We start from the raw sequence: 23,115 nt of genomic DNA on the forward strand, positions 1-23,115 counted from the left end.
TCATCGATGAGAAAATATACCTGGAGCGATCTGACTGCGCTTCGCGATTTTCAAGCGCCCGTCAGTATCTTCGAGTGCAGCTGGGTAGTGGTCGATATCGGACCAACAACGCCCGAGAGCACATCCTATCCTACGCACGGCGAAGCGGCAGCGCGGCTTGTTGCCTCTGGCGATTGTCGTTTTGGCATCATTCTATGTGGCACCGGCCAGGGCAGCATGATGGCAGCGAACAAGGTAAAGGGCATCCGTTGTGGCGTCTGCGGCGACACATTCTCCAGCCCGAATGGTTCGCCAGCACAACGATGCAAATATGCTTTCGCTTGGCGTGCGCGTGGTGGGCGAAGGGCTAGCGCTTGATACCGTGGACGCGTTCCTGACTGCCTCCTTTGAGGGCGGCCGACATGCGACACGGGTGGAGATGATTGAGGCGCTGCAGGGTAGCGCCCGTTAAGGGCGCACTTCGGGCATCCTTGTGGCCTATTTAGCTCCTCCCGCATCCCCTTGTATGAGGTTTGGCGCAGCCTCCCGTCAAAGTCCAGGCCCGGCATTGGCAAATCACGACGCGGCAGGAAAGCGAACGCGACGGCGGTCAGAGTTCTCAAGCAGCCCGGCGGTATCGCGCGAGCTGACACGTTGTGATCGCCACGCAGCGAGTTTGTCCACGCCACCTAGTGGTGCATACCTATCCGATACCAGACGGCGTGGCCATTTCGTACGACTGCGATACCTCTATTCCCTACGAGGGCTGTAGGCTCATAGCGCCGCGACCTTGCAAGCCAAAGTTCATCTCCTGGCAGCATCCGCGCGAGCAGAGTCTTCAGTTCCTCGTCCGGGGCAGGCATGCCATCCCGAAACTCGGCGGGCAAAGCCTCGATGCCACCCATCATGGAAATGAGCCACTCGCGATATCTTTGCGGGGTTGTGCGCTCTAGCAATACAACTTCATCTTTAGAGACTTTCCGGTCGATCTTCACTCTCATTCTTCTTCCCGACGCTAACGAAATATGCGGCCATGGTTCCTCAGTCAGAGGCGATAACACGCGTGATACGGGAACAGCAACGTTCGCTTCGGAGCGACTGTGACTGTAAAAATTCGAGATAAGTGCAATTGCACAAGCCGGTTATCGGGGCAATCCTCTTAACCAAATGGATTGGCACCCAAAATTGATTGACCCAACGACGCCTGGTCGTTCTTATCAACTGCTATCTCTGTAGGCAAAATGGCCGGACTCTAATCCAGTCCGGAGAAATTCTTAGTGGCAGGTCAAATCCAACCATTCAATAGCCGGTTTTTAGGGGATTAACCACGATATCCCGTTCAAATCTGGTTCAACCTGTGATCTAACTTCGGCATTATTTCAGATGCGATCGGTTGAACTGGAAGTGATCATAAAACCTCGTTGGCTTCGCGACCTTGTTCGCTTCCTGCCCCTTAAGAGTCAGTTCGTTCTCTCTGGCAACGTCCGAGACCTTCAGGCGCATGAGATCCAGCCGGGTATGGTTGCGCCCCTCCCCTTGACCTTTTGTCTCAAAAACGAGCTGCAGGCTATCGGCTACCGGGACATTATCGTTTTTTCGCCCACGCTTGGCTTTAGTTTGCCCGGTGTTTCAGATGAGACCGAAGTTGCAAACGCCATGGCCCGAACTGGCCTGGGCGCCGAGAACCCAAGGGGAATGGGTCTTGATGCCCTCGGTAACCTTCTGGGTTCATTCACATCGGCGCCCGGTGAACCAGCCGCCCTGGTGATCGACTTCGCCTCGCGCCTGGTAAACCGCGCGGATAGCTTGACGCCCGCCGAGCATTCATTGTTCACCCAAGCGCAGATTGTCTGCCATTCCACAAATGCGAGACCGGCTGGACCTTCCCGAAAGCCGTTCTACAACACGATTATCTGGATCGCAGAGCGCGAATCCGATCTGCCGGATTGGCTGACCGTAGACAACCCGAAGCTTCGGACCATCCCGGTGGCCGTTCCAGACAGCACAACCCGCAAATCGCTTTCCCGTACGCTCCTCCGAGCGCTGCAGGACGCAAACGACGCTCCTGAAGAGACGCTCGGAAAGTCCGCCGATGCATTCGTCAACCTCACGGACGGCCTCCTTCTGTCAGATATGAACGCAATCGCCCAACTCGGCCGCAACGAAGGACTAAAAGTAGGTGAGATTGCCGACGCGGTCAGACGCTACAAGGTGGGGGTGACAGACGACCCCTGGCGAATGATCGACCGCGTCAAGATTTCCGGGGCCGAAGAGTTCATCCGTAGCCGCGTCAAGGGACAGGATCACGCAGTCGTCCATATGCTGGACATTATCAAGCGTGCAGTCACGGGGATTGGGCGCTCGTCGACCAATGGTCGCCCACGCGGTGTCGCATTTCTGGCTGGCCCTACCGGCGTCGGCAAGACCGAATTGGCAAAGACGATCACGAGCCTACTGTTCGGCGATGAGTCTGCCTACATTCGATTCGACATGTCGGAATTCAGCGCCGAGCATGCGGATCAGCGGCTGATCGGCGCTCCACCGGGATATGTCGGATACGACGCTGGCGGAGAATTGACGAATGCCATTCGCGAGAAGCCCTTCAGCGTCGTCTTGTTCGACGAAATCGAGAAGGCACACCCTCGGATTCTCGACAAGTTTCTACAGATCCTGGACGATGGTGTTCTCACATCTGGCAGAGGCGATCGCGTTTACTTTTCGGAAGCTGTGATCCTTTTCACTTCGAACCTTGGCATCTACCGCACAGACAGTTTGGGCAACCGAGTCCAGAACGTGTTCCCAGAGGAACCGCATGAAATCGTCACCGCCAAGGTGCGCGAAGAAATCAGCCAGCATTTCAAGCTGAACCTGAACCGACCGGAGATCCTCAATCGCATCGGCGAGAATGTAATTGTTTTTGATTTCATCAGACCACCAATTGCCGAAGCGATCTTCGAAGGCATGGTCTCCAGTCTCTTGGAGAGCACTCGCTCGATTGGTTTCGACCTCTCAATTTCCGATACGGCAAAGTCAGTTCTGAGAGAACTTTGCCTACAGGACCTCTCCAACGGCGGTCGTGGGGTGCGCAACATGGTGGAAGCGCACTTGGCTAATCCATTGTCGCGGGCTTTGTTTGATACCGGCGAGGTCAACGGCACGTTCCGGATTGCGGCTGTCACCCCTGGAGCGGTCACCTCAGTCTCCTTGGTGAAAGGCTAGTCCAAGCAATGGAGACCATCGCAATCTCTCGTATCCATTTTCCGGTGACGACACTCGGCCCAGGCCGCCGCATCGGGATTTGGTTCCAGGGATGCTCTATTCGATGTCCGGGCTGCATCTCCGCAGACACTTGGACCACTGGCAAGGGCATGACCACGATCGAAGAGGTCGTCAATACTCTTCAGCACTGGCTCCCTGAAGCTGAAGGGGTCACGGTGTCCGGTGGTGAGCCGTTTGATCAGAGAGAAGCCCTGCAATCACTCTTATCTGAGATAAGAAGCCGATTTGACGGGGATGTCCTCGTGTACTCTGGCTATCCAGTCGAAAGACTAACCGATAAACTGGATGGAATGACAGGGCTCATAGATGCTCTCATCTCAGACCCTTACCTCGTAGACGCTCCTCAAACGCTTGCTTTGCGTGGAAGCGATAATCAACGCCTCAACATTCTGACGCCACTCGGACAGGCCAGGCTTTCTTCCTTTCAACGAGAAACCGTCCCTTCCGATCGCAGGTTCGATCTCATGATGGGCGAGACGGGCGAGATCTGGATGGCCGGAATTCCCGGTCGCGACGATTTCAACCGGCTGACCACAATCCTCGCTTCTCAAGCCCACAAGATTGTCACCACCCAAGACCGCTCCGCTGGAACCTCGAGACGCCAAGCCAATGATTAGATTCTGCCCGAACTGCAAAACCGAACGTCCGCTCAGCGAATTTTATTGCCAAGGCGTCCTCGATGAGGGCGCGACGTGCAACTGGGATCTGACAACCGTTTCAGTGTATGAAGCAGGCAAAGGCGAGGTCGTCCAAGCGGCATCCCCTAGCCCTGCTCCTACACGCGCACCTACGGTCCCGGCATGTCCCAATGGTCACATCGTAGATGAGGGTGATCTCATCTGCATGCAATGTGGCGCGGAGATTGGGGAGGGTCCCGTTTCCGCAATCGAACCTGCACAACAGAATCCGGATGCTGAAGACGAATTCGCCGCCGACGAAAATGTCGCCACCGAGATCGCAGGCTGGAGAATTGAAGCCCGTCTGCCGTCGGCCAGTGCCGTTCGCGAGCGCTTCCTGGCCATCAACGTGGAAGCGGGGACAAGAGGTGTACTTACGCTCTATGCCGACGGGTCTGAGCCAGATCCCTCGGTCTTCGACGCTATCCGTAACATGCCCGACGACCATCTTCCCCGAATCTACGAGGTCGGTCGCTGGCACGAACGAGCCTATGAAATTTCCGAAGAAATAAGCGGCGGAAGTCTCGCGGAAGCAAAGTTCGACGGGTCAAACCTTGGCGTCGTCAACTCAATCGCTTTCGAGGTTGGAAAAGCGCTTGGCTCGTTCTCGCAGGCGGGTCTCCGTCACCGTGACATCACCCCGGCCAACATCCTGATCCGAACGCTCGATCCCATGGATCTGGTGGTAACGGGCTTTGGCTCGGCGCGGCTGTCCGATTATGACCTCGACATTGTCGCGCCGCTGGAAACTACCCAATATATGGCGCCCGAGGCGATCGCTGGCGGCGTCGCTGCGGCTTCCGATTGGTGGAGCCTGGGCATGATCTTGCTCGAGATCGTCACCGCCGGAGCATGCTTCGAAGGCGTGAACCCTCAAGCGTTCCTTATTCATGTCCTCACAAAAGGGGTAACGGTCCCGGACGGCTTGGATCCGTCCGTCGAGCGCCTCCTGAAAGGTCTTCTCGCACGCGATCACCGCGAACGTTGGCAGTGGAACGAACTCCGCGCGTGGTATTCGGGCGAGGTCGTGCCACTCCCAGCGGAGGTCGTGGATGAGGCCGATACAAACGGCAGGAGTAATATTACCCTCGCAGGCCGGTCCTATTCACAACCGTCGGCCTATGCCTTGGCGGCGGCAGAACCAGGTCATTGGGACGAAGCTCGCAACCAGGCTTCACGCGGTGTTATCGCCGCATGGGCCGAAGACGCTGGCTTCGACGATGCGGTCCAGTCCGCATTGAGGCGTCTGGCCCATACGGAGGGCTTATCAGATGACCTCCGCCTCTCCATGGCGCTGAAGATCCTGTATCCGTCGATGCCGCTGATCGTGAAAGGCAACATCGTAACGCCGGGATGGCTCCTCGACCATCCTGTCGAAGGCACGGACCTGATCTTCGGCCCTTCTGCCGAAATCCTGGCGCGGCTTGGCGTCGAGGAATGGCTGCAGCGGATGAAGCAGCGCGGCATTTCGGTGCGCGCGAAGGCTCGCCAGTTTTCGATCATGCTGAATGAGGAGGATTTGCAGGTCCATCTGCTTTCAAGTTCGAAGGCGCGGCTTGCTGCTCTTTGGACGGAAAAGCGGCGCATCCTGCCTGACACCGATCATCCAGGCCTAAACTCACTGATCGAAAGGCGTCAGACCACCGACGAAGATTTCATTCTCTTGCTATCGGCAGACGTTGGCCAGTTCCGCACGGTCGATGAAATTCTCAACGAGGCGCAGGCAACGGCAGACCGCGCTGGCGTTCGGTCATTTGATCGGGGCCAGGCCCAGGAGTTTCTGGGCTTCTCTCGAAGGGATCTGCATGCGTTGATCGACAAACGGCTTGCTGGCTTTGCGCGGTCTAACGTGGAGCGTATCGACGAGTGGGCGGACCAATTCCGTCTCGACAGGCGCATCACCCTTGATCGCACCCTGGTTTTGCTGTCGATCCCAGAAAATCATTGGATAGAGCCGCCGAAGCAGAGCTATGTTTCTACGCTGCTGGAATACTTCTCGAAAAAGATCTCCGGGAGCATCCTGCGTGGCCCGCTGACCCGAATGGTCATCGGCACGACAACGCCGCGTGTGGATCTGACCGAACTAGGTACCGAGCGCAAACCTGCGGCCGCCCTCCTCGATCTTGTTCTTGCTCGCACAGACAGAGGTGAAGACCTCGATCCATCAGCTTTCGGACGATCCGATACCTTGGAACGCCGACTACGATCGCTATACGCCCATTCAACCCTCTATAAACGAGACACCGGCATCGATGGCCTCTACATGGGCTTTCCCTTCCTAATCCATCGCGATGACCGCCGAAAGCCAAAGATCGCTCCTATTCTGCTGTGGCCGGTCAAGGTGGTACCTGAGGTCGGCAACCGCGGGCACGCTACAATTGCATTCGACCGCGACCGTGATGAGGTGCGCTTGAACCCCGCTTTCGAAGGGATGATCGGCATCGATGCATCACGTCGCTGGCAGGAGGCCGCCAACGATCTCTTGGGGCGGTCGACGCTTACCGCTGCTGATGTGGTGGACGGCTTTGGCGGGCTCGCGAAGATAGAAGGCCGTGCACTTACCAAGCTCCCCGGTAAAGACACTGAAGCTGAGTTTGGCCAAGATTTGATTTCGTGCTCTGCTGTTCTCTTCCACCTCGCATACATGGGCCAGGCCATCGTCGAGGACCTTCGACAGTTAAAGAGCAAGCAGCTTAGCGGAAGTGCGCTTGAAACAGCACTTAAGGTCACTGACGAGCCGCCGGAATCTGGGCAGCGTGAACGACCGTCTGAGATTGATCGCTTCTTCACTGTCGCAAGCGACCCATCTCAGGAGGCAGCAGTTATCGAGGCGCGGCATGCACCTGGTCTGCTCATCGAAGGCCCGCCTGGAACGGGTAAGAGCCAAACGATTGTCAACATGGTCGCGGACGCGATCGGTCGAAAGAAAAGCCTGCTGGTTATCTGCCAGAAGCAAGCGGCGCTGGAAGTTGTGAAGAAGCGCCTGGAAGCCGAAGGCTTGGAGGACCGGATCTTTATGGTCACGGACATTAACCGGGATCGCGAGCCGATTATCCAGGCAATCCGCGATCAACTGGAAGCTCATCACAATAACCAATCGAACCAGCTCTGGAAGCGCGATCGACAAAACTTGGCGACACGCATACAGGCGGTCGAAAATGATCTCAATGGGCACCATTCCGCCCTTCATCAGATCGATGACCACTGCGGCTACTCCTATCGAACTCTGCTTGGCGAACTAATCGAAATCGAGACTCCTGAGCCGCCTTTGGATGTGCCGTCACTTCGGCGGCTCCTTGGTCCGCTAAGTCCTTCTCAAATATCTGAACTCGCCGAAGCATGCGGACCACAGGCTCGCTACTGGTTGCCAGCGCACTATGAGGGAAGCGCTCTCGTCGCCCTGAAGACGTTCAATCCCGACCCGGCCAACACTGCGGCTTTCGACGGCGACCTTGCCGAATTCATTCGGAGTGAAACGGAGCGCCTCGATGTATTCGGACGAACCGCACAAGCGTTGGCCATGGAAGATCCCGAGCCCTATCGGAAGTGGCTCGCCGAGAACGACCACGAGTTCTCCGCGCTCGACAAGGAAGAATGGACGGACCTCGCCCGGTGGTACCGGCTATGCGTGACCGAAAAGGGATCGAGCAAAGCAATCACCGGCGAGACGAACCTCCGTCGCCTCAACCAAGCAATTTCTAACCTCAAGGGCACAGCACCAAAAGACGCCTTCCGTGCCCAGACGCTGACCCTCAGCGATGCGGCGCTCGATGAATGGGCAACGGATACCAATATCCTGGTCACTCCTCCGTCGTTCCTGGGAAAGCTCAATCCATTCCGCTGGACGCGAACCAGAAAGACGAAGTCTTTCCTTCAATCGGCGGGCCTTCCCCCGGCAATATCGGCGTTCGACGATGCACTTCGTTGGGAAAAGCAGCTGCGGCCGCTTCGACGCGAACTCGTTGATACCTTGAGACCGTTCGGTGAAGAAAACGCAGTATCGGACAATCTCATCGCAGGCGACCTGGCCGGTGTTGCTGATCAGAAGGCAACGGCCATTGCGAGAGCCCAGAGTTTGGTCGACAGAGCTCTGTCATATCCGGTCCCGGCCCAGCTTGAAGCGGTCCTCGCAAAAGCATCACTGGTGGAATACGAAAGCCTACGCAGCAGCGCCCACCAGGCATTCGAACGTTACGAAGCCAAGCAGTTTAGTCGCGCCTCGCTGGAAAACGCCTCTCAATGGTTCGAACCTAAGTGGGTTTCCGAGCGTCTTAAGACGATCGAGGGCGACGGAGCGAACGGGGCCGCAATAGCAACCATTATGGCTGCCCGTATGACACTTGAAGCATATCAACGCTTCAGGATCAGGGCCAACGGGTTGCCGCAGTTGGCCCTGGAAATCTTCAAGCTTCTGCGCCCAAGGGGCGAGGACTTGGCGCGTCTTCAGCCGAACAGCTTGGATGAGGAAGTACGCAAAGTCATTCGCCGCGAAGCGATGCTTGCCTGGAAGGCAAGGCTTGAGAACGACGATCCGAGATTGCTGTACGAGGCAGCGGAACTCGATGCCAAGATCAGGTCCGTTGGCGAGGCCGAGAAGGCGATGCGCCGGGCAAATCGGCAGATGCTGACACAAGGAATCGACCCGGCTCGTGTGGCTTCGCCGCGCGAATGGGAAGCAATTACACGCCTGCGAGGTCAGCGGGCACAGCGCCTGCGCGAATTCTTGGAGAAAGGACCGGATCTAGGGCTGATGGAGTTGCGGCCCGTCTGGCTGATGAACCCGGATGTCGCAAGCCGAGTCCTGCCTCTGCGTAAGAATCTGTTTGATACCGTCATCTACGACGAGGCGTCGCAGATGCCCGTCGAATATGCGCTTCCGACGCTCTTCCGTGGGGAAGTCGTCATCATCAGCGGCGACGAAAAGCAAATGCCGCCAACCGCGTTCTTCGCGAGCCGGGTGGAAAACGACGAAGCCGATGTCTTCGACGGCAACGAGTTGGACGAAGATGCGACGGAGACCGAACGCGAGACCTATAACGAAAGTTGGAACCGGCGGGAAATCAAGGACTGTCCGGATTTGCTTCAGCTCGGGAAATCGGTCCTTCCTACAACGACGCTACAAATTCATTACCGCTCGGCGTACCGGGAGCTGATCGGGTTTTCGAATAGCTCTTTCTACGGTAACCGCCTTAGCGTTCCCGTCCGTCATCCTGACGATGAGATCCTGCGAGCGAAACCGGTCGAGGTCATTCGTGCAGATGGAATCTATGCGGACCAGACCAACGAGATTGAAGCTCGTCGCGTGGTCGCGGTCCTCGGGGAAATCTGGCGCAAGCCAGGCAAAACGCCAACTGTTGGCGTGGTCACGTTCAACCGAAAACAAGCTGACCTGATCGAGGAGATACTGGAGAAGGAGGCCGAGAGAGACGACTGGTTCCGGAACATGGTCGCCCGGGAGCGGGATCGCGTTGAGAAAGGCGAAGACGTCGGCTTCTTCGTCAAGAACGTCGAAAACGTCCAAGGCGATGAACGTGACTATATAATCTTCTCGTCGACATTCGGAAAGAACGCTCAAGGCAGCTTCCGCAGAAACTTCGGGGTTTTGGGCCAAAAGGGTGGTGAGCGTCGCCTGAACGTTGCGGTTACTCGCGCACGTATCAAGGTGATAATGGTGACATCGATGCCGATTGGTGACGTTTCCGACATGCTGAGCAGCCGCCGAAAGCCATCTATCCCGCGCGACTATCTTCAGGGTTATCTGGAATACGCACGCAGCATTTCGGACGGAGACTTCGCGAACGGACGTACGCTCCTGGATCGTATGCTGACTGAGCGGAGCAGCACCCACAACCGAGATGAATCAAGCCTTGACGGTTTCTCTGCGTCCGTGGCGACCTATCTTGATGAGTTGGGTGTCTCTTACAACCGCGCAAATGATGGGAGTGCGTTCAGCCTCGATTTTGCAATCGAAGACCCGCAAACGGGTCTCTACGGATTGGGGATTGAGTGTGATGCTCCCCGCCACAGAATCCTTGACAGCGCCCGCGCTCGAGAAATTTGGCGGCCCTCCGTTCTAGGCAGATCTATCCCAGTGGTTCACCGCATCTCTTCGCATGGCTGGTACCATTCTCGCGATGAAGAGAAACAGCGGCTTCGTGACGCGGTGAATGCCGCAATCTATAGAGAGGCGGCCGAATAATGAGTGGCCCAAAGGTAGTCCGGGTTGTCACCCGCGAGGAGATTATCGCGACCTGCCAAGGTCACCTCGCCGCTCTTGATGCCGCGTTTGAGCAGTGGCTTAGGGTTGGGAAGCGCAATAATATCCTGGAGGATAGAGATACCCGGTCGACTGAAAGCAGGATCGCGTCAATTCACGAGTTGCTAAGGCAGGACAGATTCACTGAGCTTCAAAAGCAGGCTGCTGCAGAGATCGTATTCCTCAAAGCGGACATCGAAGCTCGGATAACTCGAGCAGCTGAAAAAGCCGCTCAGGCCCGGAACGAGGACAAGCGCCGCGCACGGGCTGCTTCAGCTTTGGCAAAAGCTCTGGCTGACGAAGGGCTAGCGGTGCCGCCCGCACTTCAAAATCCAGTCTCTCATTCCCGGGATGAGTTGGCGGTGGCCGTAAACAAAGCGCTCACCCTCCTAGCGTCGTCAGTGCCAGATGGGCAAATCACTGAAAGACAGCGCGAACTTGCAGCAAAGCTCAATGAAAAGACTCCGCAAATAACAATCGCGGAATGGCTCGCGACGCAACCTGCCACTATCGCCGAAGATCCGCGCCTTTCTGATCTAGAGCGTCGGTACGAAGAACTGCATGCCCTGGATCCAGAACGGGCTGCCAAATTTGATGAGCGGATGGAAAAGGTTCGTAGCGACCAATCTAACCGGCAGTCTCTGTTGATAGACAGCCTGTCCTTGGATCTTGCCTCCGAACGCCGAGCAGCTGTCGAGTATGCAGACGCCGTTGAGAGACTACTTGCCGTCAAAGCACAACTGCGAAATCATGACAGCCCGGCTGCAGCCTCGCACCTAGCCGAAGTCGAGGCCATTTTGGGTCGCTCAGCCCCACTCATCGAAATATCGAACGCAACCATAGCCGCCACAGCCACGGTCGAGGCTGCCCTACAGGCTCGCGCCGAACACGATCGGCGCCAAGCTATTCTAGCCGGTCTGGCTGACCTTGGGTACGAGGTGAAGGAAGGGATGCAGACTGCCTGGGTGGAGAACGGCCGAGTTGTTCTGAAGAGTACGAAGCGAGCAGGATACGGCGTTGAAATTGGCGGTGATCCGAGTAAGGGAATGCAACTCCGCACCGTGGGATTTGCCGATCAGGCGGAACCGCGCGATGCCGCAGCCGATATCTCTGCGGAGACGGAATTCTGCGGTGACTTTTCAGCATTGCAGGCCATGATCGCCGCCGACGGTGGAGCTTTGTCCGTCGTCAAAGCACTCGGCGTTGGCACGACGGCCGTCAAAAGGATTTCCCGTGCAGAAGATACCGTGACACAAGTGGCCGGAAAGTTGCCCCTAACTCGAAAATCGTAACGGTTGGGGCCCTTTGTTGGGCGCACCGATCCTATACTCGATCATCATGGCCCCCAAACCAAGTGCCGCTATGTCATTTGGACAGCCCGTCCTCCATGTACAAATTCAAAAACCGGGAGTCATGGGGTAACCGACCGATTGTTACCGCAGAGATTTCGCTTTGATGAATGGGGTCTGACGTTTAGCGATTAGACCCACGTTCTGGAAGTTAGGGGAACTGACGATTACACATAGCGACAAGAGACTTCAGCGCGGGCTCTTGTCGCTTTTCGGCCATCTCACTGATAATGTCGATAAAGCGCTGCGTCACCTTATGTGCCTCTTCTTCTGTGCCACCAACGGAGGTGACGTTAGCCTGTCCTTGTGTGTACGACCGGTTGAACCTCTCCATGTATTGCTTGGCACCGAGCTGGTCGCCGTCATCTTCGTAGGCGCGCACCAGCATGCGGAAGTACGCAGCGCAAACAATAGGTGTGTCGTCGTACGTGGAACGGCTTTTGAGATCCTGCGCCATCATCGGCGCAGCGCATAAGGTGACCGCGATCAAATTGCCAATGAACTTACTGAACATTTGCCGACAATACTCATTGAACGCTCTGTATTCAGCAATCGCAACATTTGGGATGAATGCAACTTAAAAGATATATTTCTGTCAATAAATTATAAAAAGCTGCTGCGAGATTTCGCTTTGAAGCGGGCGGCCAGCTCCTCGTCGTCGACAAAGCTATCGAGGAAGTCGTTTCATTCGTCGGTTGAACGGCGAGCGTAGGAGACCATCGGTCCCAGTTCCTCCATGCCGTCGTCTGTCAGCGCGGTGATGGATTCGTTCTCCCCGTTATAGACGCTGATGATGCTGCCGTAGGTCAGGTTATCATCGTTGGAGATGATTGCCCGGAGAAGCTCCGGATCCTCGCCGAGAATTTCAGCGATATATTTGATCGTGCGGACATAAGTGATTGTTGCCATCAGGCTGCCTCGGCGCAGATGGTGGCGACAGGCGACCAATTCCAGGGAAGCAGTTCGTCGAGGCGATTGATCTTGTGATCGTGGATGCGGTCGAGCAGATCGGCCAGATAGGCCTGCGGATCGAGGCCATTCATCTTGGCCGTTTCGATGATCGTCATGGCACGCGCCAGGGTCTCCGCCCCCGTGTCGGCTCCTGCGAAGAGCCAATTGCGTCTTCCAACTCCTATCGGACGCAGGGCTCGCTCAGCGGCATTGTTGTCGATGGCGACACGACCGTCGTCCAGAAACAGGCAGAGCGAGGACCACCGGCTCAGGCCATACCGGAGAGCTGTCGCCAAATCGCTCTTGCCCGGAATACGGGGCAATTGCGCTTCGGCCCAGACACGCAATGCTTCTACCTTTGGCTTGCTGAGCTTCTGGCGCGCGGTAAGGCGGACATCGGCAGGCTGACCCGCGATGTCGCGTTCGATGTCGTAAAGCGCGCCGATACGGTCGAGGGCCTCGCGCGCGATCTCGGATTTGTTCGAGGTCCAGATATCATGGAAGTCACGTCGCCAATGCGCCCAGCAGGCCGCCTCACGGAAGCGCCGTTTTCCGTCCGTATTGGGTTCGTAGAGTTTTCCGTAGCCTTTGTAGCCGTCTGCCTGAAGGATGCCACTTGCCTGCTTGAGGTGACGGTGGACGTGCTCTTCCTTCCAGTCGGGAGCAAAATAGTAGACCGCACCAGGCGGGGCTGCGCCCGCCCATGGACGCTGATCTCGAACATACGTCCAGATCCTGCCTTTCTTCACGCCTTTGCCTAAACCCCTATCGCGTAGCGAGCGATCCAGCACACGGATCGGGGTATCGTCGGCATGGAGGAGGTCACTACCCATGATCGCAGCCTCAATCCGCTCGATCAGAGGCTGAAGCACCTGCATGGCACGACCACACCAATCGACCAGCGTGCTATCGGGGATATCGGCGCCCATGCGGGCAAAGATCTCGTTCAGACGATACAATGGCAGATGGTCATCGAACTTCGAGACCAGGATGTAAGCCAGAAGTCCAGCCCCCGCCATGCTGCCCGGTATCGGACGGCTCGGGGCCGGCAACTGCACCATCTTCTCGCAGCACCGGCAGGACTTCTTCAATCGAGCGACCTCGACGACCTTCATCTGCGCCGCGATCATGTCGAGGATTTCGCTTACGTCTTCGCCAACAAGGCGCAGTTCACCACCGCAATCGGGGCAGCAGGTGCCAGGATCGAGTTCTTTGCGCTCGCGAGCCGCCTTTTCCGATACCCGCGGACGACGGCGCATAATCCTTTCGGGCGTGCTTGCCACAGGTGCGGCAGGCACGGCCTCATCGACCTCATCGAGCGGCTTCGTGCCGCTTTCCGCCGCGGCGATTAGAAGATCCTCGAGCGCCAATTCCAGCTGCTGGATTTCCCGTTCGATCTTTTCCGAGGACTTGCCGAAGACCTGTTTCTTCAGCTTGGCGATGCGGAGCCGCAGGGACTGGATCAACTGGTCATGCACCTGCAATGTCGCCGACATCTTCGCATTTTCCGCCTGCAAGACGGCGATCATTGCCTTCAGGAAGGCCGGATCATCGGGAAGATTTTGGGGCGCGCTCGACATGAACCTGACTACCATAGGTCAGGGGCGAGTATCCATAAAAACAAGCAGATTCAGTGAGATAAATTCAACCGACACGCGCCGGCGGGGCGCCCCAGTTCGGACGTCGCCAATCGATCCCTTCCCAAAGCATGGCCATTTGCGCCGTTGTCAGCCGGGCCGTTCCATCTGCTGCTGAAGGCCATGGAAACCGCCCCTTCTGCAAAATTTTATAGTACAGGCAGAAGCCCTGCCCATCAAAATAAAGCAGCTTCAAACGATCGCCACGTCTGCCTCGAAAGGCGAAGACCGCGCCGCCTGTCGGCTTCTGGCGCAATACATCCTGCGCAAGCGCAGCCAGGCCCTCTATTCCTTTGCGCATGTCCGTGATCCCGCAGGCCAGGTACACCCGCACGCCGGTCCCTGGTCCGATCATGCCGCCTCCACCGCCCGGATAAGCCGCGTCAGGGTGGCACCGTCCACAGCGCTGTCGAACCGAAGGCTGCGACCGAAGTTCAACCGCAACTCGATCATCCCAGACGGGTCTTGACGGTCTCCGCAGACCTCGGCCTGCACGGCGTTCATGTCCACCGGGACAAACACCGCATTCGCAGAAGACGACAAAAGTCCCTGCTTCTTCAGCTCACTACGCCAGCTGTAAATCTGCTGCCGCGTCACATCGTGTCGCTGCGCAACCTCAGTAACCGTCGCTCCGTCGATCCCAACCGACATGACAATCTCGAGCTTCTGTTCGTCGCGCCACCGGCGCCGACGTTCCTGCCCAAGAATCTCGACACGCATCACATACCTCGCCCAAGACACGTCGCTAACGACGTCGTTAAACACGTGTCTTAGGCCATCTACGCGCGGTCCGGCAGGCGGTGCCAATCGGGCGGTTACGTCATGGGTAACTGGTGTTCCGCTCCCTCATTGCCCTCGCCGCTCTGATCTGAGATCGCCTATCCATGGACGAGCAACGGGAGTTTCTCCATGGAGACTACATTGGAGGTTCTCGCGGCCAGGAAGTCTGGACGTGAGGTTCACCGGCACTGGCCGGGCGAGGTGAAGGCGCAGATCGTTTCCGAAAGCCTTCGGCCAGCTGCCATGGTGAATGAGGTCGCAGAGCGACACGGCCTGAAGCCTTGTTTGTTCATCAGCGCTGCAATGTCAAGGTGCGAGACCTCGATCCCTAGGCCGACCTCCGGTTACTCACAACTTCCACGCGGCAGCAATATCCTGTCGGGGGAAGAGGCACGTCAGTAAGGACGGCGCTTGGGCTAAGCATCTTTGGAACAGGTATAAGTGTCGGATTTAGTGCCTTCCATTGTGGTTCCGAAATTTGAGCTGACCTCCGCAATTCGTAGCGCATTTGCTACCGGTATATTTTTACCCTACCGGATTTAACCGGTCAGCGTTTCACCGCTAATAAACCATTTCCTCGCCATAATTGTCGCCGCGATTATTTCGCGATCAAATTTTCAGGTGGTTGAAGTGGCGTTCAGTAAGTGGCGTACTATTTTTTTACTCGCGGCGGGTCTGTCCTTTGTTGGAGGAGTTCAAGGGGCAACTTCCCAGCTCGACGAGGGATGGTGGGTCATTGTTGGGGCAACACAAGGCAGCACCTTTAACGACGAAGGCGCTTCGCGTATCCACACTCGAATCCAGAGATGTGGTTTCAAAGCCTTCAACGATTTCAGCGACAAATTCACCGGTTTCACCGAGCGTCTCACCGTTTTTGTCCTCGGACCATATCCGTCAAAAAAAGAAGCCCAAACCGTACGCGCGTCGGCCAGCAGATGCGTGCCGGATGCCTACATCAAGCAGGGGAGATATCTTGGTGAATAGCCGCATCCATTCCCATGCGGGTAATCTTATACTCAGCGCTTTCGCACTGATCGCGACGACAGGACCCGCGCACGCGGACAGCATTCCGCGGTACGACCCAGCTCAATATTGCAAGAAGGTCTCCCTGGCGGGGGGCGGCTCGCAGATGATTTACAATGGCTGCGTTGAAATGGAGCAGAATGCCTACGACGAGCTAAAGTCGATCTGGGACAACCTTCCAATTCAAGCCAAATCGTATTGCGACATGGTGGCACGCACGACGGATGGATCATACAGCATCTTGAAGGGATGCATCGACATGGAAACTGAGGCGTCCAGTTCCACGCCCAAATTCAAATTCTGAAAAACCGGCTGCAAGTCAGAGCAACTTCAGTCTTTCGGGATAGCATCGACGGGTCTCCTGTGGCCCAACGCTTTGAGTAGAAGATGGGAATGTAGCTATGGATCGTCGGGGCAGCGTGGCGGGTCTTAGCGGTCAAAGCGAAACGCAATCCAAGTGATAATGGCCACGCCGAAAGATCACTCACCAAGAAGGACAGAGAAGAACGCTTGATTTCGCTTCTTCGCATTGGCGACGAGGGTGTCGTATCCAAACGCTTGTATGAAAATCTCTTCATTGTCCCGGTAGCGGAAGAAAATCTCCGGGTTCCAGTCGTTCTTGAAGTCATGCTTCTTGAGAACCTTGACTAAGGACGGGGTTTGGTCGGCCACGATGAAAGCAAAGCGCCTGACGACACCCCGGAATGCGAAAAACGTTCCGTCTGTTTTCGTGATCGAGCCCTTCTCAGTCGCCTTCTCCAAGGTCTCGATCACCTGGAGAACAGGATCACTTTTGACGTTCCCGAAGCTGTAGTCATCCCGGCTCGGCCGCTTGAACTCAACGATTGTGATGGTCGTGCCATCGTTGTCGCCCAAGACCATGCTGTCATCGAAAAATGCAATATCGGTAACCTTGTCCCCGGTCTTTCGGCCACGTCCGTGTAGGGTGCGGTCACTGAAAATGTATGGAAGGAAGGCCAGGGCATCGTCGATCAGCCAAAGATTATGCTCAAAATAGCTGACATCGATGTTGTCCGTAAACCGCCGAAACACCAACTCATGGATGACGTCCTCGGGCGTCCGGCCACCATCCGCTCTAAACTTTCTGGCAGCTTCGACGAGTTCGATGACACTCTTGCGATGAATGACGTATTCAGCGAGTGCCTCCTTTTTATTTGCGTCGAGCGTGCCAGCCAGGCCCCCGATCTTCTCTCTGTAGCCTTCCGGGTTTTCCATGATGCTGGCAATCTGCTTGCTCAAATCGGTGGATGCTCGATACCGCTCTATAGCAAGGTCGGACACGAACTCTTCGGCTGACCAGTTGTTCGGCTTTGACGCCACGTACTCGCTGACGCTTCGCCCCTTCAAACCCAGGCGGAGGATCGGGTTTTCTTTCAACGCATCTGTCAGATCGCTGGACTGTTCACTCTTGATTTTGTCGATTTGAGCCGTCTCGGATTCCTGGATAATGTTACTTACCTTTGACACGATCCCTTCGACTGTCTTTGCTGAAAGAATCAGGCCGGTGCGAGGATCATTCAACCGGGTCTCGAAAGCCGCACTGCGGACGACAGCGATGACTATGTAGCTTTCGTTTTTCTCGTCGAGAAAATGAGGCTGCCCAAGTTTATTGGAAAGGTCGCGAGGGCCTCCCACAATACGATCGGCGGCGGAGAACAGCAGGCAGTGGTTTTTGAAGGACCTCGTCTTGGGAATTTTAGTCAAAGCGTATTTGACGGATTCCTGAATTCCGTCGATCTCAAACTCGAACTCACCAGACTTGAACTGGACGAAGACAGCTTTGAAATGCGCTTTCACATCCTGTGGCTCCGAGTCATCGAACTGGATGGTGATCTCGGGAAGCCAGCGATAAAGGAAATAGGGCAAAAAGTGGCTGGCGATAGAATCCGCGACATCCTTGAGCGGCAGCTCGCGCACAAGCTCATGCCAGGGCGAAAGAAGCTGGTCGCACACGACGGAAACGCCGGTGCCGTCGAGCCCAGGCGCGTCATCCAGGAACGTGAACTCTCTTTTTTGAAGGATATCGAATTGGAAGGAGCGCGTCTTCTGATCCGCAAAAAATTCGTATCGGCTATAGTAAATTGATCTGCCGAACACCTTGAACGCCATAAAGCGACCGAAGCCACGACCATGGGCTTTAAGCTTGTACCCCGAAAAAGGCGTCTTGAACGAGTTATAGTTCTCGTCGTTCAGACCAACACCGTTGTCGGTTACCGTGATCTTGAGCCGAAGCGGATCGTTTGGATTTTCGAATTTGATCGTAATTTTCCCGAGACTGCTGGCCTGCTCTTCCCCGAACTTGGCCTCAATGCCGTGCATTGCATTCGACACGGCCTCGAAAACAGGAAGTAGGAAATCATGCAGCGTCAGGGATAGGTGCGTGCGGGAAAGCACAGCCTGCATATCCGGCTTGATAAGCTCATCCGTTTTGACTGCTACGGTATCCACGGCGCCCCTCTCTTCCCCACCGACGCAACATAGAGTTTTCCACACATGCGCTGCAAAAAGCGACTACCGCCTGTTGGAGTTCGCGTCGCAAGCATGCCACTGCATCTGGTAGCCATATTCGTTCTTGTGCCCATAGCACCATCCAACACGATCAAGCTTGGCATCGAGTTCCGACCGACGCTCGCAAGCACGCTTCGTTTTCGCACTCTCTGGCTCGGTGCTTCCGCGACATTCATCGTTCTCGTCGTACCACTGCTTTATCAAGCGTGAGGGTGCAACCTGACCTTTGTCCGATGCGATTACCTTGCTGTTTTCAGACGCAATCCGCTGCGTTGCAGGGTCCCATGTCATAGAAAAGGACGCGATTCCCGATGAAGTCTTGTTTCCAGCGACCGCGCGGGCAAACCACTCGACCTCCCCCGTTACTTCGCACGTTGCACCACACGTAACGATTTCAGATCCGGGGCGAACGCTATAAGCTCGATCCGGCCACCGATCCGCGAACGCAGTCTTGTCCCGCATGACGTCTTCAAGGCCCAAGGTTTTACCGTAGTAATTGACTTCGGAGCCGTAGGCTCGCCGCATGAATGGAATTGCCGTCTCGTTGGCTGACGACCAAGCGTTGTGATACCGCTCAACGAATTGGAGCACCTGTTCCCGGGCATCGGGGGCTGTTGCAGAAGCTTGTTCCTGGGGCGACGGGCTGGTGACAGGAGGCGTCGATGACGGCACGTCTTGTTTTTCGGACCCGATCTGGGCATCAATTGACGTAGTCATCCTGTACTGTACCATTTCGCTGGAGGTGAGGTACCTCATATCGGCGCTGTCGACTGACAGGCTGATCTGAAGCAAGTCAGAGCTGACGCCCATCTCCCCTAAATATTTGATGATCTCGGCGGTCATGGCCTGCACGGCGGAGACAGCGGTATTGCGGTCAAATCCCGCATCCTCAGCAAAGGACGACTGGTGAACTCCAATCGAGCCAGCCTCGGCTGACCTGTGGACCCCGCCGATAAATGCCAGCGCACAGGCCGATGCGCACTCAGATGAACGAATTTGCAGTGTGTCCGCACCCAAGGCTCGGATCATTCGTCCAAACTTCATGGCCGCGACGACATTTCCGCCAGGCGACTGAAAAGTGATAAAGCTCGGCTTTAGTTGTAGGAATTCAGATACCAGGCGTGATGGATCGTCCGACTGCTCGAATTCGCCCTTAACGATCAGCACCGCTTTGTCGCCAGGTAGAATCAAATGATCATACGTTATCTGCGCCTGAGCTGGCTCCACCGCCAACAGCATCACACTTAAAAGACCGAATGACACGGCCTGCCGCATGGCTACACCCAAGTCCCTTACCCACTAACGCGTGTGGAAGTGTAACCAGAAACCGTCTTTGCCAGCAAACGTATAAGCTCGGATGAGCAGGCATTTGCTCGGGGTAGTTAATATGACGCCGATATAAAGACGGATGCCTACGATACTGCGTAGACGATGGTGTCCAACACGTGCACTCAGTTCGATGGATGAACCTAGCAGAATGGCCGTCCTCGGCGGGCGGGGGTCGTCACACAGTACAAAGACAAACCCCATTATCAGTCGCGGTATCTCATCCCCGTGACACGGCACGGATATCGGACCTCATCGGATCCCCGTCACCGGACGGTTCCGATCAGGGAGCACGCTGCAAATTTTTATCTACGGGTTGGTAGAGAATTATTCACACGACGAGGCGGAAGCACTACGGGCTGGAACATCCGTCTCAGTCATCCTCGTCCGGCATTTCCTAGAGTGAACTACATGTGGCTTCAACGCACTACATGTGGGCCAATTGCACGCTCTGCCAAGGTGTTGACAGCTTTTTTAAATCGAATAATTCCGATGTCTGCGGAATCACATTGCCAAAGCCGACCCGGCGAAATCCCGGACCGCATCAGGCAGGACTTTGTCCGCAGTCATCGGCGGATTATTGGGAGGTGCGAATGACCTATCACGGATTCTATACGTTACAGGAGGTGATGGTGATGACCTCGATGTCCGAAAGGACCATAGGGCGGTTGGTCGAAAAAAAGCGCTTTCCGCCGAAGGAGCGTATGTCTCCTGGTCGGGTCGGCTTCCGGAAGCTCGAATTCCACCGCTGGGAGGCGGCTCCGTCAGCCTACCGGCCGCCGGACCAACGAGATGATAATGGGTAAGACGTGCGTGGATCCCGCCACCGCCGGATCCCGCTCAGCAAAAATAGCGCCTCTCCTGGGCCAGCCTCGGCACCAGGTCGAGCGCACCTAACCTCAGCGCGTGCACGATCTCATCGAACCTGCTGCCAAGGAGGTCCCTCGAGGTTTCCGTCCAACATCGCGTCCACGGGATACCATAGAATGGACTGTAGGCGACGAGCCTCAAGCGACCCGATGGGCGATCCTGTAATGATGACCAGGTCGGTCCGACGTAATCCGAGTTGCGGTATTCGCTTTTCCGGATGAACCTGCCGCCGACATATTGCATGACGACCGCTTCGCTCGTTTCGACCACCGACAGCCCGATCGGTACACCGAAGACGTAAGCAACGGTGGGCCGGAGCGGCGACCACCGGACAGCAGGGCGCGCTTCTTCGATTTCCTCCTCTCGGGCGTCGACCGGTATGCGGATCAGTTCCTCGGACGCCGAAGCGATCACCACGCTATGCCCCGCCAGTTCCATTCGCAAGAACAGTTCGTTCGCGAACTTCAGGCACTTGATGCGTGTTTGTCGCGATGTCGCCACGTCGGCCAGAAGCTTCCTGTGCGGATTGAGATAGCCGCCGTCGTCTCCTGCGTCCGCGGTCTGCAAATGCGCCTCGGCCTCGGCAATCAGCTTGTGCGTACCCCTCGGCCGCGCCCGTCGTTTGTCATACTGTCCGGGTTGGCCCTCCGGGCGCAGAACCGGCGCCTCGAAGCGCGGCCGATGCGGTTGCCTCACGGCTCCTCCCTTGGACCAGATCTGGTCCATTCCCGGCTCCGGTTGCGGAAGCGGTGGCCTCGGAGTGGCGCGACCGACGGCGTGTTTCGCCCAGTAGCCAGGCGGCGGGCGCGGCACGGCGAGCTTCTGGCAGAGCCGCGTGATATAGGAGTCCGAAATACCGATCCGCTTTGCGAGTTGAACCCCGGGGATGGACCAGACCAACTCGTACATCTCTTCCCGGGTGATCATGTCGTCCTCCGTCAGTCATTAATGATTGCGTCAAGCGGATCGTCCACGAAATCCGATGCGGAACCCTCGACAATGGCCAGAAGTCGCTTCGTGAACACCGCCAGCGCTAGCCTTGCTTGCGGCAGAAAGTCGCCCTGATTGTAGACGGCAGCCATTCCCTGCTGCTGATGGCCGAGGATGTACTCTGCGACCTCCTCTGCAATGCCCAGTTCGGAGAGCGCGGAGCGGACCACCCGCCGCGTGTCGTGGAGGACCCATGCGCTCATGACCGCGCGCGGATCAAGCTCCCGCAATTCTGCCTCGACCTTCGCACGGAAGGCCTTCAGGGCCTTTGAGGACAAGCAGATCGGCGTTTGTCCTTTGGTTGCGCTGAAGATGCAGGCTCCGTGTCCTTCGCACTGATTGCGACGCAACTCATCCAGCAGCGTCATGGCTTCCAAGGTCAAGGGCACCTTGAGGTCGCCCAGTTGGGCACCGAGCTTCCTGCGGTCTTTCGGTACGGTCCAAACTCTTCGGTTCCGGTCGACTTCGGGCCAGCGGGCTCCTGTCACTTCGGATTTCCGCCGCCCTCCGGCCAGAAGGACAAATTTTAAATACGGTCCGTAGGGGTAAGGCGTCGCTTCGGCGGCCCGCCAGTACGCCCTCAGTTCCAGGGGGTTGAGTTTGTTGCGGCGGACCGGCTTCCGAAGCTTGAGTTGCCTTGCCGTGACATTGGCCATCGGGTTGCCGGTCAGTCCATATTCCTGGCGCAGGTCCGGAGACGCTGCCCAAGAAAAGAAAGTCCGAAGGTGGGCCAGTACGTTGCGTGCCTTCGCCGGGGCGGGCCTGTCGCGGACGGTCTTTATGACCCGAGACAGTTCCGCGTCGGTTACGTCGGCGATCGGCCGGTCGAGAAGTTCGTCATTGGCAGGGTCGAGGACGTCGTGGCGGATCTCGGAAGCGTCCTTGGCGGCGTGCAGGTTCATTTCCCTGTCCGGGAGGTAGGCGAGGTAGTCCTCGATCGCCGAGCGGAAGGTCCGCCGTCTCTTCAGTTTTTCCTCCTGTTCCTCGCGTTCCTTTTCTTTCTTCGGGTTCAGACCGTGATCGACCTGCCGGTTCCAGTCCTCAGCGATCAAGCGTGCGGCCTCGAGCGAGGTTTCCGGAAACACCCCTATCGTCAGGCGTGTCGTGTTCTTTGCTCCACCGAACCGGGCCGCCAGGACGAAGACCTTCCTGCGGCGGCCCACCCGTACGAACAAATTGGCGGTCAGGCCATCGGGGACATCGTATCGCTTACCACCGGGCGCGGCGGGAAGTGCCGCGATCCGATCGTTGGTCAATTTGTGGGGTCTCTTCTTGTTCATGGTCGCGCTCCATTTTGTTTCGGGCGGCGAATTGGGCAGCACACCAACGGTGGAATGGCGCCGGGGGACCAAACAAAGAAACCACCAAGTGTTGACCAACTCAATGATTCCAATATGTTCGCGTGTTCATGACCGGCCATGACGATCCCTGGCTGGGATCACGCTTCCGGCTCATAACCGCTTGGTTGG

Annotated in this window: 15 protein-coding genes and 2 pseudogenes; 8 read left to right on the forward strand and 9 right to left on the reverse strand. The window is 56.7% G+C overall.

Going from position 1 to position 23,115, the window contains the following annotated elements; translation table 11 throughout:
• Window positions 1–81 precede the first annotated feature (81 nt).
• The 5 genes and pseudogenes from CO660_RS34430 to CO660_RS00160 form a co-directional block, all read left to right on the forward strand.
• Window positions 82–451 (forward strand): annotated as a pseudogene (locus CO660_RS34430) (RpiB/LacA/LacB family sugar-phosphate isomerase); the annotation flags it as partial.
• 911 nt (window positions 452–1,362) lie between these two features.
• Window positions 1,363–3,198, forward strand: coding sequence for an AAA family ATPase (locus CO660_RS00145; RefSeq protein WP_097596868.1), 1,836 nt, complete (start codon window positions 1,363–1,365; stop codon window positions 3,196–3,198).
• Between the two features lie 8 nt (window positions 3,199–3,206).
• Window positions 3,207–3,875 (forward strand): 4Fe-4S single cluster domain-containing protein, encoded by a 669-nt coding sequence (locus CO660_RS00150; RefSeq protein WP_097596869.1) that lies wholly within the window; start codon window positions 3,207–3,209, stop codon window positions 3,873–3,875.
• A 226-nt stretch (window positions 3,876–4,101) separates the two neighbouring features.
• Window positions 4,102–10,134 (forward strand): AAA domain-containing protein, encoded by a 6,033-nt coding sequence (locus tag CO660_RS00155; protein ID WP_097596870.1) that lies wholly within the window; start codon window positions 4,102–4,104, stop codon window positions 10,132–10,134.
• On the forward strand, window positions 10,134–11,483 hold the full coding sequence (locus tag CO660_RS00160; RefSeq protein ID WP_097596871.1) for a hypothetical protein: 1,350 nt from the start codon (window positions 10,134–10,136) through the stop codon (window positions 11,481–11,483). The genes CO660_RS00155 and CO660_RS00160 overlap by 1 nt, the downstream gene beginning before the upstream one ends.
• A gap of 208 nt (window positions 11,484–11,691) precedes the next feature.
• Here CO660_RS00160 and CO660_RS00165 read toward each other — a convergent pair whose 3' ends face one another.
• The 5 genes and pseudogenes from CO660_RS00165 to CO660_RS00185 all read right to left on the reverse strand — a co-directional run bounded on the left by CO660_RS00165 (window position 11,692) and on the right by CO660_RS00185 (window position 14,848).
• Window positions 11,692–12,054 carry a hypothetical protein gene (locus tag CO660_RS00165; RefSeq protein WP_097596872.1) on the reverse strand — a complete coding sequence of 121 codons (363 nt, stop codon included), beginning with the start codon at window positions 12,052–12,054 and terminating at the stop codon, window positions 11,692–11,694.
• 89 nt (window positions 12,055–12,143) lie between these two features.
• Window positions 12,144–12,449 (reverse strand): annotated as a pseudogene (locus CO660_RS00170) (hypothetical protein).
• Complete coding sequence (locus tag CO660_RS00175) at window positions 12,449–14,071, reverse strand: IS66 family transposase (RefSeq protein ID WP_176536204.1); 1,623 nt, start codon at window positions 14,069–14,071, stop codon at window positions 12,449–12,451. The pseudogene CO660_RS00170 and the gene CO660_RS00175 overlap by 1 nt, the downstream one beginning before the upstream one ends.
• 64 nt (window positions 14,072–14,135) lie before the next feature.
• Window positions 14,136–14,483, reverse strand: a complete 348-nt coding sequence (gene tnpB, locus CO660_RS00180) for an IS66 family insertion sequence element accessory protein TnpB (RefSeq protein ID WP_028749098.1) — start codon at window positions 14,481–14,483, stop codon at window positions 14,136–14,138.
• Window positions 14,480–14,848 (reverse strand): transposase, encoded by a 369-nt coding sequence (locus CO660_RS00185; protein ID WP_176536205.1) that lies wholly within the window; start codon window positions 14,846–14,848, stop codon window positions 14,480–14,482. Before CO660_RS00185 ends, tnpB begins: the two co-directional genes overlap by 4 nt.
• 189 nt (window positions 14,849–15,037) lie before the next feature.
• Here CO660_RS00185 and CO660_RS00190 point away from each other — a divergent pair, with 189 nt between their 5' ends.
• The 3 genes from CO660_RS00190 (at window position 15,038) to CO660_RS00200 (ending at window position 16,235) form a co-directional block, all read left to right on the forward strand.
• Window positions 15,038–15,310: a transposase gene (locus CO660_RS00190; RefSeq protein WP_097596874.1), complete on the forward strand. Its 273-nt coding sequence runs from the start codon at window positions 15,038–15,040 to the stop codon at window positions 15,308–15,310.
• Window positions 15,311–15,538: 228 nt separating this feature from the next.
• Window positions 15,539–15,892, forward strand: coding sequence for an SPOR domain-containing protein (locus CO660_RS00195; protein WP_141504758.1), 354 nt, complete (start codon window positions 15,539–15,541; stop codon window positions 15,890–15,892).
• Entirely contained in the window at window positions 15,885–16,235 is a 351-nt protein-coding gene (locus tag CO660_RS00200; RefSeq protein WP_245421258.1) for a hypothetical protein, read from the forward strand. The genes CO660_RS00195 and CO660_RS00200 overlap by 8 nt, the downstream gene beginning before the upstream one ends.
• Window positions 16,236–16,411: 176 nt before the next feature.
• Here the strand turns inward: CO660_RS00200 and CO660_RS00205 are convergent, their stop codons facing one another.
• From CO660_RS00205 to CO660_RS00225, 4 genes are all read right to left on the reverse strand, one after another.
• Complete coding sequence (locus tag CO660_RS00205) at window positions 16,412–18,400, reverse strand: ATP-binding protein (protein ID WP_097596876.1); 1,989 nt, start codon at window positions 18,398–18,400, stop codon at window positions 16,412–16,414.
• Window positions 18,401–18,463: 63 nt separating this feature from the next.
• Entirely contained in the window at window positions 18,464–19,747 is a 1,284-nt protein-coding gene (locus tag CO660_RS00210) for a hypothetical protein (protein ID WP_245421260.1), read from the reverse strand.
• A gap of 879 nt (window positions 19,748–20,626) precedes the next feature.
• Window positions 20,627–21,583 carry a hypothetical protein gene (locus tag CO660_RS00220; RefSeq protein WP_097596879.1) on the reverse strand — a complete coding sequence of 319 codons (957 nt, stop codon included), beginning with the start codon at window positions 21,581–21,583 and terminating at the stop codon, window positions 20,627–20,629.
• An 11-nt stretch (window positions 21,584–21,594) separates the two neighbouring features.
• Complete coding sequence (locus tag CO660_RS00225; RefSeq protein ID WP_097596880.1) at window positions 21,595–22,926, reverse strand: integrase arm-type DNA-binding domain-containing protein; 1,332 nt, start codon at window positions 22,924–22,926, stop codon at window positions 21,595–21,597.
• Window positions 22,927–23,115: the final 189 nt, after the last annotated feature.

The organism is Rhizobium sp. L9, from assembly GCF_002531885.1.
GTDB lineage: Bacteria > Pseudomonadota > Alphaproteobacteria > Rhizobiales > Rhizobiaceae > Rhizobium.